Annotated in this window: 11 protein-coding genes; 8 read left to right on the top strand and 3 right to left on the bottom strand. The window is 54.3% G+C overall.

The window, feature by feature from the left end; translation table 11 throughout:
* Positions 1-100: 100 nt before the first annotated feature.
* The 3 genes from RO22_RS16575 to RO22_RS16565 are packed head-to-tail and all read right to left on the bottom strand — an operon-like array spanning position 101 to position 3627.
* Positions 101-1327 (bottom strand): nucleoside permease, encoded by a 1227-nt coding sequence (locus tag RO22_RS16575; protein ID WP_041158858.1) that lies wholly within the window; start codon positions 1325-1327, stop codon positions 101-103.
* A gap of 42 nt (positions 1328-1369) precedes the next feature.
* Positions 1370-2446, bottom strand: coding sequence for a sugar phosphate isomerase/epimerase family protein (locus RO22_RS16570; RefSeq protein ID WP_041158857.1), 1077 nt, complete (start codon positions 2444-2446; stop codon positions 1370-1372).
* Positions 2447-2448: 2 nt separating this feature from the next.
* Positions 2449-3627 carry a Gfo/Idh/MocA family protein gene (locus RO22_RS16565; RefSeq protein WP_041158856.1) on the bottom strand — a complete coding sequence of 393 codons (1179 nt, stop codon included), beginning with the start codon at positions 3625-3627 and terminating at the stop codon, positions 2449-2451.
* A 258-nt stretch (positions 3628-3885) separates the two neighbouring features.
* On the opposite strand from RO22_RS16565, the gene RO22_RS16560 reads away from it, so the two are divergent.
* The 8 genes from RO22_RS16560 to RO22_RS16525 all read left to right on the top strand — a co-directional run bounded on the left by RO22_RS16560 (position 3886) and on the right by RO22_RS16525 (position 13495).
* Positions 3886-4884, top strand: a complete 999-nt coding sequence (locus tag RO22_RS16560) for a LacI family DNA-binding transcriptional regulator (protein WP_039859393.1) — start codon at positions 3886-3888, stop codon at positions 4882-4884.
* A 121-nt stretch (positions 4885-5005) separates the two neighbouring features.
* Entirely contained in the window at positions 5006-6016 is a 1011-nt protein-coding gene (locus tag RO22_RS16555; RefSeq protein ID WP_041158855.1) for a DctP family TRAP transporter solute-binding subunit, read from the top strand.
* A 61-nt stretch (positions 6017-6077) separates the two neighbouring features.
* Complete coding sequence (locus tag RO22_RS16550; RefSeq protein WP_027958078.1) at positions 6078-6557, top strand: TRAP transporter small permease; 480 nt, start codon at positions 6078-6080, stop codon at positions 6555-6557.
* The gene (locus tag RO22_RS16545; protein ID WP_009287381.1) at positions 6547-7854 is read left to right on the top strand and encodes a TRAP transporter large permease; all 1308 of its coding nucleotides are present in this window, start codon (positions 6547-6549) and stop codon (positions 7852-7854) included. The genes RO22_RS16550 and RO22_RS16545 overlap by 11 nt, the downstream gene beginning before the upstream one ends.
* A gap of 324 nt (positions 7855-8178) precedes the next feature.
* Positions 8179-9159, top strand: a complete 981-nt coding sequence (locus RO22_RS16540) for a TAXI family TRAP transporter solute-binding subunit (protein WP_022522286.1) — start codon at positions 8179-8181, stop codon at positions 9157-9159.
* A 157-nt stretch (positions 9160-9316) separates the two neighbouring features.
* Complete coding sequence (locus tag RO22_RS16535) at positions 9317-11911, top strand: TRAP transporter permease (protein ID WP_022522287.1); 2595 nt, start codon at positions 9317-9319, stop codon at positions 11909-11911.
* A gap of 11 nt (positions 11912-11922) precedes the next feature.
* Positions 11923-12351: a universal stress protein gene (locus RO22_RS16530; RefSeq protein ID WP_027958076.1), complete on the top strand. Its 429-nt coding sequence runs from the start codon at positions 11923-11925 to the stop codon at positions 12349-12351.
* Between the two features lie 325 nt (positions 12352-12676).
* Complete coding sequence (locus RO22_RS16525; RefSeq protein ID WP_022522289.1) at positions 12677-13495, top strand: DUF2189 domain-containing protein; 819 nt, start codon at positions 12677-12679, stop codon at positions 13493-13495.
* The last annotated feature ends 32 nt before the right edge of the window (positions 13496-13527 follow it).

Raw genomic sequence — 13527 nt, 5'->3', positions numbered from 1 at the left:
CGTTTTACGGGGATGTTGTGCTCATTAAGTATTTGAAAATTTTATAAAATAGCAAGCCGGGTGCCGCCAATACACCCGGCTGTTATTATGCTCTATACCCTTACACGTTAGGCTTAGCCGTTACGCTTTTATCGTTTTTAAAGGTGAGGTAGAACAACACCAGCACCGCGATAGCAAATGCTGCTGGGAACATCCAGATGCCTTGCCAGTCGTGCGCGCCGTTGGTGGAGAAGTGATCGGTAATCTGACCGGCTACCCAGAAGCCTATTAGCATGCCTACCCCGTAAGTGGCCAGCGTGATCATGCCCTGGGCAGAGCTTTTAAACTTCTCCCCTGCGCGGGCATCGGTGTAGATTTGGCCGGTCACGAAGAAGAAGTCGTAGCACACGCCATGCAGTGCAATACCAATCAAGAGCATAAACACCATCTCATCGGCGTTACCGAACGCAAACAGCGCATAGCGTAGCGCCCACGCCAGCATACCGATCAGCAAGGTTTTCTTGATACCAAAGCGATGAATAAAGACCGGTAGCAACAGCATAAACAGCACTTCCGATACCTGGCCCAGGGTCATTTTGCCGGTTGGATTGGTCACGCCGATCTCTGCCAGAAAAGGGTTGGCGTTTTGGTAATAAAATGCCAGCGGAATACAAATCAGAATAGAGGCGATAAAGAAGATGGCGTAGTTGCGGTCTTTTAGCAGGGCCAGTGCATCTAGCCCTAGTACTTCTTTTAAGCCAACCGGGCCGTTTGCTTTAGGCGGCGTGGCGGGCAGGCTAAAGCTGTATAGGCCTAGGGCTAATGATGCGATAGCGCACATCAAAAAGGTGTTACGCAGCATGCCGTCGGCGATGCCTTGAGAAGAGTCCCAGGCGAATAAGTAACTGATACCCAAGCCCGCGATAATCCAACCGATGGTTCCCCATACGCGGATTTTGGCGAACTCCTGGCCTGGGTCGCTCATTTGGCGAAAAGAGACTGAGTTAACCAGCGCCAGTGTCGGCATATAGATAATCATATACATCAACACTAACGGGTAAAACGTACTGAAATCGCTGGCGACATACAGGCCGTACATTAACGCAGCGCCTGCTAAGTGGAGTACGGCGAGAATACGCTCGGCGTTGAAATAGCGGTCAGCGATCAAGCCAATAATGAAAGGGGCAATAATGGCACCCCAGGATTGGGTGGAGAACGCCATGCCAATCTGACCACCGCTGGCGTTGAGGTTGTTGGCCAGGAAGGTGCCCAGGGTGACAAACCAGCCGCCCCAGATAAAGAACTGCAAAAACATCATGATACTGAGTCGTGTGCGTATCATAGCCATGACGTGATCCTTTGTTGTGGTTGTGATTAAAAAAACAGTCAATTAACGGTGTGAAGGAAGACCAAGAATTCGACGGTTGCGCGAAACACTGGTGGTGACACCGGCAAAATCATCAAAAGCGCGACCGGCGGGTTGAATCAGATGGGCTTCGATAAAAGGTGAGCCCTCTGCAGCGCCTTGGGCGGCGTCCTTAATACAGCACTCCCACTCAAGCACCGCCCAGCCATCAAATCCGTACTGCGTCAGGCGGCTAAAAATCCCGCTGAAATCGATCTGCCCATCGCCTAATGAACGGAAGCGTCCAGGGCGTTCTACCCAGCCTTGGTAACCGCCATAAACGCCGCTGCGGCCGTTGGGGTTAAATTCAGCGTCTTTAACGTGGAACATGCCGATACGCTCGTGGTAGCGGTCGATAAACTCGAGATAATCCAACTGCTGCAGCAGTAAGTGGCTGGGGTCATAAAGAATTTTCGCCCGTGGATGGTTGTCCACTGCCGCCAGGAACCGCTCGAAAGACGCACCGTCGTGAAGATCCTCGCCAGGGTGAATCTCAAAGCACAGATCAACACCTGCCTCATCAAAGGCATCCAGAATTGGCCGCCACCGCCGGGCCAGCTCGTTGAACCCTTCTTCGACTAGCCCCTCAGGACGTTGGGGCCAGGGGTAAACAAAGGGCCATAGCAGCGCCCCGGAAAACGTCGCGTGAGCCGTTAAACCAAGCCGTTGGCTGGCTTTGGCAGCCAGCTTTAGCTGCTCAATGGCCCACTCGGTACGCTCCTGCGGCTTGCCGTGTAGCTCAACAGGCGCAAAATCATCGAATAAGTCGTCGCAAGCGGGATGCACGGCGACCAGTTGGCCCTGTAAGTGGGTAGAGAGTTCACTGATCACAACGCCGGTTTTTTCACAGCGGGCGTTTAACTCATCACAGTAACTTTGGCTTTCAGCGGCCTTGTGCAGGTCGATAAAACGACTGTCTGCAGTGGGTAGCTGAATGGCTTGATAGCCCTGTTCGGCCGCCCAACGAGCGATACCGTCGAGGCTATCGAAAGGCGCTTCGTCGCCGATAAACTGGGCCAGAAAAATGGCGGGCCCGCGGATGCCTTTGTGGGTGTTTGGCATGATTAGGCTCCCGTTAGTTGAGTGGCAGGCAGTGGAGTCCATTTCTGTTCGCTTTTGGCGCTGGTGGTGACGGCCTCGATAAACGCCATGCCACGTAGCCCGGAGGCCATACCGGGAACGCCCTCAACGTCGCCTTGCTTGCCTTGATGAATGGCGTGGGCAAAGTCGCGGTAAAGGTTGCCGAGTGCTTCCAGATACCCCTCTGGGTGGCCGCCGGGTAGGCGCAAGCGCTGCATCGCGCTGGGGAAAAGGTCGGGTTGGTCGATGCCCGCACGGAGGGTGCGCATCGGTGCTTGAAGCGGGCGGTAGAACAGGCTGTTGGGCTCCATTTGGTGCCACTCCAATGCCCCTTTATCGCCGTAAATACGTATTTTAAGTGCGTTTTCTTCCCCGCTGCAGATCTGGCTGGCAATGAGGGTTCCGCTGGCGCCTTGATCGGTGCGCAGCAGTACATCGCCATCATCGTCTAATTGGCGGCCATCGGCGTGGCTGGCAAGCGAGGCGCAGAGAGCGCTAACACGATGTCCGGAAATAAACTCGGCGAGGCCGAAAGCATGGGTGCCAATGTCGGCCATGCAGCCGCTGATACCTGCGAGCGTAGGGTCGGTGCGCCACGCGGCTTGCTTATTACCCTGCTGTTCTAAATGCTCGCCTAGCCAGCCCTGGGGGTACTCCACATGAATTTTGCGAATGCTACCTATTTGGCCCTCGCTCACCATTTCTCGGGCTTGCCATACCATGGGGTAGCCTAAGTAGGTATGCGCCAAGCCATACAGGCAGCCGCTGGCATGCCAGCTTTCTGCTAAGCGCTGAGCTTCTTGGAGCGATACTGCCGACGGTTTTTCGCAAAACACATGAAAACCTGCCTGCATGGCCGCTTCCGCGATCGGCACGTGAAGATGATTAGGCGTTACGATCACCAATAACTGCATGCGTTGTTCGGCGGGAAGTTGCTGCTCGCCTTCCAGTAATTGCTGCCAGTCAGCGTAAATACGCTCGTCGGGGAGGTGGCACGCTTCGCCAGTCAGCTGGTTGTTATCCGCCGAGCGGCTAAAGGCGCCACATACCAGCTCGCAGGTATCGTCGAGGCGAGCAGCTAAGCGGTGAACTTGGCCGATAAACGCCCCTTGTCCGCCGCCGATCATGCCTAAGCGGATGCGGGGTTGATTGGGCCGCGGCATAGAGAGGCTCCTGCTTTAATAAAACTTATGAATTTTCAGGTGGCGCTTGCTGCGCTTGTACAGACGATAATGTAACCGGTTACATTTGGCTTGAAATTAGGGCTTCACGCTATAAGCGTCAATGCGACAAAGGTCTATCGGTGCGCGCGAAGGGTTGGGACATCGCGCGCTGAGTTTAACGCTGGGATACGTTAAGCTGATATGAATAATGCCGCGCAACCATCTGCTTACGGCGATTACCTAGTGATAAGGGAGGCCATGACCAATATACGTAAGGTCGCCGAGTTAGCGGGGGTATCGGTAGCGACCGTATCACGCGCGTTAAAGTCGCCGGATATCGTCTCACCGGCCACCCGGGAAAAAGTGCTGAAGGCCGTTGATCAAGCGGGCTACAAGCCTAATTTGATGGCGGTTCAGTTTCGCTCTCAACGTACTTATAACTTAGTGGTATTGGTACCCACGATCGCAAACACCTTTTTTGCGCGGGTAATCAGCGGTATTCAGGAAGCTGCCCAAGAACGCGGCTACGGCGTTCTGCTGTGTAATACGCTTGGTAATGAGGCGATGGAAACCCAATACGCCAGTTTAGTCAGTACCCGCCAGGCGGATGGCGTGATTCAACTGCGTGCTTTTAACCCTTTTTCTGAAAAGGCGTTTCCTGCTGGGGCGGTATTGCCCATGATCAATGCCTGCGAGGTGCTGGACGATGCGCCCTGTCCCACCGTCAAACTCGATAACCGAGCGGCAGCCCGGGAGGCCACCGAGCACTTGATCTCCCTGGGGCATCGTCGAATTGGCATGATTAAAGGGCCTCGGCGCAGCCCCTTGACCCGTGACCGCCAACAAGGCTACCAGGATGCGTTGAGCGCAGCGGGCATTCCGTTAGATGAGTGCCTGCTTTGTCCTGGCGATTTCACGCCACGTTCTGGTTATCAGGCGGCTGAAACGCTTATTGCTTTAGCGGAGCGCCCCTCCGCCATTTTTTGTGAAAGCGATGAAATGGCCATAGGCGCTATAAGCCGTATCAAAGAAGCGGGCCTGCGGGTGCCGGAGGATATTTCGGTGGCAGGCTTTGATGATATTGCGTTTGCTTCTTACAGCGACCCGCCGCTGACGACGATTGCCCAACCGGCGGAAGCCTTCGGACGCGAAGCTGTTGCGATGTTGATCGAGGTGCTGGAAGGGAGGCAAGTAGACAATTTGGTGTTGCCATATACCCTGGTCTCAAGGGCCAGTACTGCCACATGCCGACCTTAGGCGACTTCCTTTCGCGCCCTAAGTGCATACAATAAGTGGGGCTTTCTCGAAAAGCTTCACAACTGCTGTCCACGCACACCACTAAACGCACATCATAAAAATAGCTAAAAAAGGATCTACCATGACGCTGACACGCCCAATGGCTCGTTTAACCGCTGGCTTGGCCGGTGCGGCTCTGCTGACCGCCTCCCTTTCTGCACAAGCACGCGAACTCTCGGTTTCTACGGTTTTGTCTGACGCTTTCCCCTGGGGGCAGGCGGCTGAGAAGTGGGCCGAACTAGTTGAGGAGCACAGCGACGGCGAGTTAACGCTGCGCGTTTACCCCAACTCTCAGTTGGTTTCCGGTGACCAAACCCGCGAATTTTCTGCAATGCGCTCCGGGCTGATCGACGCCGCTGTGGGCTCGACCATCAACTGGTCGCCCCAGGTGCCGGAACTTAATCTATTCTCTTTACCGTTCTTCATTCCCGATGAAGCCGCCGTTGATGCGGTTACCGGTGGTGAAGCAGGGGAGTTGGTTTTTGAAGCAATCGAATCTCGTGGCGTTATCCCGTTAGCCTGGGGTGAAAACGGTTTCCGCCAGGTTTCCAATTCTCGCGGGCCGATTAGCCAACCAGACGACTTGGACGGCCTGAAAATCCGCGTTGTTGGCTCGCCGCTGTTCCAGGATACCTTCTCGGCATTGGGCGCCGACCCCACCCAAATGAGCTGGACAGACGCTCAGCCTGCGCTGACCACCGGCGCCGTTGATGGCCAGGAAAACCCACTCTCTGTGTTTGACGTCGCGCGCATTGATCAAGTCGGCCAGGAGCATTTGACACTCTGGAACTACATGAATGACCCACTGATTTTTGCGGTCAATCAGCAGGTATGGCAAACATTGAGCGAAGAGCAGCAAACCCTGCTGCGCGAAACCGCGGTAGAAGCGGGTGAGTGGGAAATCGCCATGACCCGTGAAGAAGAGGGCGAGCGGCTTGCGGCGATTCAAGAGCGCGGCGTCACAGTAACCGAGCTTTCCGATGAGCAGTACCAGGCGTTTGTCGATGCCACCCAGTCCGTTTACGAAAAATGGGCGCCGCGGATTGGTGAAGAGGTGGTAGAGGCCGCACAAGCCGCTATCGACGCGCGTTAATTACTTTTGATGTTCAAACTCCCGGCCTTGAAGGCTGGGAGTTTTTTGCTGTGAGGCTGCCATGAAAGGCTTTCCTGATGCGCGCCCTGAACGTTGGCTGGGCGCGCTGGCATTAATCATTATCTCATTGATTAGTCTTGGTAATGTGATTACTCGCTACTTAACCGGCGGCTCTTTTTCATTTACCGAAGAGTTTTCTGTGTTTTTGTTGGTAGTCCTGACCTTTGCCGGTGCCTCGGTGGCGCTGCGGCGTAACCGCCATATTCGTATTGGCTTTTTGGAACGGGCATTGCCGCTCAAGTACCGTCGTGCACTGATCCTTTTTCAAGCGCTTTGCGGTGCCACCGTGCTGGGTTTGATCACCTGGTATGGCGGCAAGATGGCCTGGCAAGAGTATCAGTGGGAGTCGCTGTCACCAGGGCTTGGCTTGCCTCAGTGGTGGTATTTAGTCTGGCTGCCCGTGCTTTCTGCGGCCATGGTGTGGCGCTTATGCCAGCAAACCGCCGACCGTTTAACGGGGAGGCTCACCGATGAGCCCTGATGTGTGGATGATACTGGCGTTTGCGGGGCTGCTGATAGCGGGGGTGCCGGTAGCGTTTTCGCTGGCGCTCTCCGGGGCCGTTGGCATCGTGCTGGGTTTGTCACCGGACATGCTCGCAACGATGGGTACCAATACCTATAACAGTATTGCCAAGTACCCTTTGATTGCGATTCCGCTGTTTATCTTAACCGGGCTTATTTTTGAACGTTCCGGTGTAGCGCTGCGTTTAGTGCGTTTTGCCCAGGCTTTGATTGGCCCGCGCCACGGTGGCTTGGCCTTGGTGGCGGTGCTGGTGTGTATGATTATGGGCGGAATGAGTGGCTCAGGCCCTGCTGATGCCGCGGCGGTTGCGATGGTGATGCTGCCGAGTATGACCAAAGCGGGCTACCCCAAGCCGTTTTCCGCCACGCTGATTGCCGCCTCTGCCTCGACGGCGATTCTCATTCCCCCTTCAGTGGCGCTGATTCTTTACTCGATCGTGGTGCCGGGCGTCGATTTACGCGCACTTTTCGCAGCAGGTTTATTTCCCGGTATTCTGGCGGGGCTGGCGCTACTGGTGCCCGCTATGCTCGTTTCCAAACGCTACGGTTGGGAGGGCGGCACACCCATAGAGGGGGCTGAAAGGCTAAGTGTGCGCTCCACTTTTAAACAGGCGATACCGGCGCTGTTTGCCCCGGTGCTGATTCTGGGTGGTTTGCGTTCAGGGCTGTTTACACCCACCGAAGCGGCCGTGGTAGCCGTTGCTTATGGTGCGATTGTCGGTCTTTTTCTAACCCGCGAGCTGTCGCTGCGTGATTTATGGGAGCTATTGGGTGAGGCGGCGATTATTTCCGGCGTGGTGATGCTGATTATCGCTCTGGCGGGGATTTTTGCCTGGGCAGGAACCATGCTGGGCACCTTCCGCCACTTGGCGGAATGGATTATTAGCCTGACCGATAACGGCGTTTTGCTGCTAATCCTGGTGATGTTAGCAGTGTTGGTCGCTGGGATGCTGTTGGATGCGATCTCGATTTATTTGATCATGATGCCGATTTTGATCCCCGTGATGCAGCATTTTGAGTGGAACCCGGTGTGGTTTGGGATTCTGTTGGCGATGAATATTGCCATTGGCCAATTTACCCCGCCGGTGGCGGTGAATTTGATGGTGACCACCGAAGTGGCCAAAATTCGCTTGGAGCAGACCATCGGATGGGCGCTGCTGTTTGTCGTTGCAATGGGCTGTGCGCTAGCGCTAGTGGCAATCTTCCCCGCTATCGCGCTATGGCTGCCGCGCGTTTTGGGCTATAACGTTGACTAATTTGGCTTACCCTTTTGCGTACCTTATGCAAAGGCGGTATAGCAGTTAACGTTCCCTAAACGATGAAGACCGCTACACTGAGTATTAGACGACAGCGAAATTCATTATTTAGCGTATTACATTTCGCTAATTAGGTTTTTTTCGCTAAAGTAATGCTAGCAGGCAGCTTATGGGTCGCCTGTAACCGTTTGTCTTGAAAATAGAATGTCTTGAAAACGTTTTGGAACAAGGGCACCTGAGGGAACGGTTCATCAGGTGAGACCAAAGCGTGCGATGCTCGTAACATCAAATACGCTCACAACATCAATACAAAGAGGTGTGTTCATGAAACGCCATGTATTTTCCACTACTGCTTTCTCCGGTGCGCTACTTGCCGCCGCTGCTTTCGCCTCACCGGCAATGGCACAGGATGACGAGCAATTCATCACCATTGGCACCGGTGGCCAAACCGGCGTTTACTACGTCGTGGGTCAGTCGATCTGTCGTTTGGTTAATCGTCTCGAAGACGCCGATATTAAGTGTAATGCACCTTCCACCGGTGGTTCTGTCGCCAATATCAATGGCATCAAGTCCGGCGAATTGGACATGGGTGTCGCTCAATCCGATGTTCAGTATCAAGCCTACAACGGCACTGGGAATTTCGAAGGCGAGCCCTACGAAGAGCTGCGTGCGGTGTTCCGTGTCCACGGTGAGCCGTTGACGCTGCTTGCGCGGGCTGACTCTGGCATCGAGACGCTCGATGACTTGGAAGGCAAGCGTGTCAACATTGGTAATCCAGGTTCGGGCCAGCGCAACACCATGGAAGTGGTGATGGAAGCCAAGGGCTGGACTGAAGATACCTTCTCGCTGGCATCTCAGCTTGATGCTGCCGAGCAAGCGGCGGCACTCGCTGATAATAACGTCGATGCCATGGTATACGTGGTTGGCCATCCCAATGGCTCCATCCAGGAAGCCACCACCACCGTTGATGCTCGTCTGATTCCGTTGAACGACGAAGACATTCAAGGCATCGTCGATGAATATCCTTACTACGCCGCATCGGTAATTCCGGGTGGTCTGTATCGCGGCAATGACGAAGATGTCGAAACCTTCGGCGTGGCAGCGACCTTTGTCACCACCGCTGAGGCTGACGAAGAAGTGATCTATCAGACCGTCAAGGCGGTTTTTGACAACTTCGATCGTTTCAAGCGTCTGCATCCGGCCTTCGAAAATCTTGATCCAGAAGAGATGGTGAGTGAAGGGCTTTCCGCACCGTTGCACGATGGGGCAGCGCGTTACTACCGTGAACAAGGCTGGATTGAGTAATCCAGACGCCTAAGGTGATACTACCTTAGTAAGAAATGCGCGGTTACCTCAGGGTGCCGCGCATTTTGGTTTAGAATGTTGATAGGGCGTTTAAAATGTTGATAGGGCATTTCGATATGGCAATGATGCGTCAATCGACTCGGAGCGGGGCAGGCAGATGACAGACGATAAGAACAGGCCTTCGGGAGCCGGAGTAGACTTGGAGGATATGGTCGCCTCCAGCGACACAGGAGCCCGCAAGCCAGCCGGCATGCCCGGAAAGCTTTTGGTAAGCATTGCGGCAGTGTGGTCTCTTTTTCAATTGTGGATCGCTTCGCCAGTGCCCTTCGTCCTTGGGTTTGGTGTATTTAGTGCCACTGAGGCGCGTTCTATTCACTTGGCCTTTGCGCTTTTTTTGGCGTATATGGCTTATCCGGCACTCAAGCGCTCCCCGCGCGACCGTGTTCCGATTCAGGATTGGGTGCTTGCAGCGGCGGCGGCCTTCTGTGGCGCTTACATGTTTATGTTTTACGAGCAGTTATCTCAGCGCCCCGGCGCACCGATACTGCAGGACGTTATTATTGGCATCGCAGGGATACTGCTGCTGCTCGAGGCGACGCGTCGAGCGCTTGGCCCGCCGTTAATGATTGTAGCGTCGGTTTTTCTTCTCTATAGCCTGGCTGGCCCTTGGATGCCGGGTATTCTTTCCCATGGTGGGGTGAGCCTCTTTGGCTTGATTAATCACCAGTGGTTGACTACGCAGGGGGTCTTCGGTATCGCTCTGGGGGTATCAACCAGCTTCGTGTTTCTGTTTGTGTTATTCGGTGCCCTGCTCGATAAGGCCGGCGCTGGCAATTACTTTATCAAGGTGGCGTTCTCACTATTGGGCCACTATCGCGGCGGACCAGCGAAAGCTGCCGTGGTGGCCTCGGCCATGACCGGTCTGATTTCCGGCTCCTCGATTGCCAATGTGGTGACCACCGGCACCTTTACCGTGCCGATGATGAAACGTGTCGGATTTTCCGCGGAAAAGGCGGGCGCTGTTGAAGTGGCGTCATCGGTTAATGGACAGATTATGCCTCCGGTAATGGGGGCGGCCGCTTTCTTGATGGTCGAGTATGTGGGCATCTCTTATGTCGAGGTGATCAAGCATGCCTTCCTTCCCGCGCTGATCTCCTATATTGCGCTGGTCTACATCGTTCACCTTGAGGCCCTCAAGGCCAACATGAAGGGGCTGCAAAGCAGTAACCCACCTAAGCCGCTGGTCAATAAAGTGATTGGCTTTCTCGGTGGTTTGCTACTGATGATGGGCACCGCCCTGGCTGTTTATTACGGCCTTGGCTGGCTCAAGCCGGTACTGGGGGATGCGACCCCCTGGGTGGTAGCCGTTGGACTTACGGTCATTTATATTGCCCTGCTCAAACTGGCGGCCGGTTACCCAGAGCTCGAGCTCGATGACCCTAACCAACCGATCTTTACACTGCCCCAGACCAAACCGACGGTGCTGGTTGGCTTGCAGTACATCCTGCCGGTTATTGTGCTGGTGTGGTGTCTGATGGTGGAACGTTTATCGCCAGGACTGTCGGCTTTCTGGGCCACCGTTTTCATGATTTTCATTATTCTGACCCAGCGCCCCATTACGTCAATCTTTCGCGGACGCAGCGATATGAGGGCGGATCTGCGTGAAGGCGCGATGGATCTTTGGAATGGCCTGGTCACTGGTGCCCGCAACATGATCGGCATTGGCATTGCCACGGCCACCGCCGGTATCATCGTCGGTGCCGTCTCCCAGACCGGGGTGGGTCTGGTGCTAGCCGAAGTGGTGGAAACGCTGGCCATGGGCAACTTGATGCTAATCTTGCTGCTTACCGCTGTGCTTAGCTTGATCCTCGGCATGGGGCTGCCTACGACAGCAAACTACATCGTCGTATCGGCACTACTGGCACCGGTCATCGTCAACCTGGGCGCTCAAAATGGCTTGCTGGTACCATTGATTGCGGTACACCTGTTCGTGTTCTACTTCGGCATCATGGCCGACGTTACCCCACCGGTGGGGCTGGCCTCCTTTGCGGCGGCGGCAGTATCCGGTGGCGATCCCATTCGAACCGGTTTCCAGGCGTTCTATTACAGCCTTCGTACCGCGGCGCTGCCGTTTCTGTTTATCTTCAATACCGATCTGTTACTCATCGATGTGACCTTCCTTCAGGGGGTGTTGATCTTTGTGGTGTCGACCATCGCCATGTTGATCTTCGCTGCCGCGACCCAGGGCTTTATGATTACGCGCAACCGCTGGTATGAGTCTATCGTGCTGCTGCTGATTGCGTTCACGCTGTTCCGGCCTGGTTTCTGGATGGACATGATTCATGATCCCTACGAATCCATCCCGCCCGCGCAATTCGTCGAAGCGCTGGGTGATGTGGATGAAGACTCCACTTTGCGTTTGCAGATTGCGGGTCTTGATGATTATGGCGATCCCATGACCACTTACATGACATTACCGGTACCTGAAGGCGAAACAGGTCAGGAGCGGCTCAATAACCTGGGCATGGAGCTCTTTATTGAGGATGGCACGGCGACCGTTGATATGGTGACCTACGGCAGCCAAGCGGCAGAGCTCGGTTTCGACTTCGATCAAGAAATCATCGAAGTTCTGGCCCCCGTCGACCGCTGGACTAAGGAGCTAATGTGGATTCCTGCCTTCTTGGTCTTTGGGTTGATCGTATTGATGCAGCGTCGGCGTCGCGATAACACGCAAGCTGCCGCCACCGCATGAAGGAGAGTGCCATGTATAGCAAGATCATGTTGCCGGTGGATTTGAACGAGGAGTCTTCCTGGTCGAAGGCGCTGCCCACAGCCCTGACGCTATGTCGAACTTTTGGCGCCTCGCTTCATGTGGTGACGGTACTGCCGGACTATCGTATGCCCATGGTGGGCTCCTACTTCCCCAAGGACTTCTCCAAAAAAGCGCATACAGCGATCACCGATGCGCTCCATGACTTTATCAAGACGAATGTGCCCGACGACATTCAGGTACAAAGTGTCATTGTGGATGGCTCACCTTGGGAGGCCATTATTAAAGCCGGTAAGAAACTGGACGTCGATCTAATCGTCATGGCTTCCCACAATAAGCGTAAGTTTGTCGATTATGTGCTCGGCCCCAATGCAGAGCACGTTGTGCACCATGCCAAAATGTCGGTAATGATTGTGCGCTAGACATTCAGAGCGTCACGTACGGAAAACCCAAAACTCCGGGCAGTTGCTCGGAGTTTTTTATGGCCGTCCGTCGCGCGTCTTGACTATATCGGTTTTTACTAACGCAGCAATTTAATTGGCGGTTGACAGCTGTTTCGTGGATTTTTTGTACGCGCATCTCAAAGCGTCACCCCAAACAGCGTTGGTCAGCTACATTAAGAGGGTATTAACAAATAATGTTAAGCCATTAATTTAGTGTTAATACCGTCAACGGGTAATGAGTGTTGATGCCTTAGAGGTAAATCCTGAATCCAGGGTCTATATCAGGAACAACAGGAGTGATGCCATGAATGCGGCTACAACAAAAACAAACCACCATGCGGATCAACCCAGCGTTAAAATCACTATTAACAAGGTTGGATTGGATCGACCCAGGGCGTGGTTGGCTGCTGGCGTAGAGGATTTTCGTCGGGCAACGGTAGTGAGCCTCTCTTATGGCATGTTTTGGGTGGGGTTGAGTATTGCCATTACTCTTGGCGCCTTCACCATGGGCTACTGGTACTGGCTGCTGCCCATGATTGCCGGGTTTATGTTTATTGGCCCGCTGGTGGCAGTAGGCTCTTATGGTATTAGCCGAGCGTTGGAACGTGGACAAGTACCTAACCTAGGTGATGCGTTTGGAAGCTGGAAGCCCCATGCTGGTCAGCTGGCGATGATGGGCGTCATGATGATGATCTTCTTCCTCGCTTGGATTCGTTTGGCCACGCTGCTGTTCGCACTATTTTTCGGTTTTGAAGTGCCTAGTCCCGCGTCGCTCTATACTGCGCTGCTGACCACCTCAGAGGGCCTGGGCATGTTGGCAGTGGGCACAGTTGCAGGCGGGATTTTAGCCTTTGGCGCCTTCGCCATAAGCGTTGTAGCGATTCCTACCTTGATGGATCAAGACCTAACCTTTATGGAGGGGATAGAAGCTAGCGTACGCTGTGTCGCGCGTAACTTTCGCGTGATGCTGTTATGGGCGGTGATTCTTACCCTGTGCGTTCTGGTTGGCGTTATGACGTTTTACATTGGTCTTGCACTTATTTTGCCTGTGCTAGGACATGCCAGTTGGCACGCCTACGAAGATTTGGTGCGCTTTGAACCCTTCGAGAAAATCAAATCGTAACCCTAGTGTGAACAGTAAATAACGTTTCAGTG

The organism is Halomonas sp. KHS3, from assembly GCF_000830495.1.
In the GTDB taxonomy this organism is placed as follows: domain Bacteria; phylum Pseudomonadota; class Gammaproteobacteria; order Pseudomonadales; family Halomonadaceae; genus Vreelandella; species Vreelandella titanicae.
This window is presented reverse-complemented; position numbering and strand designations above follow the sequence as displayed.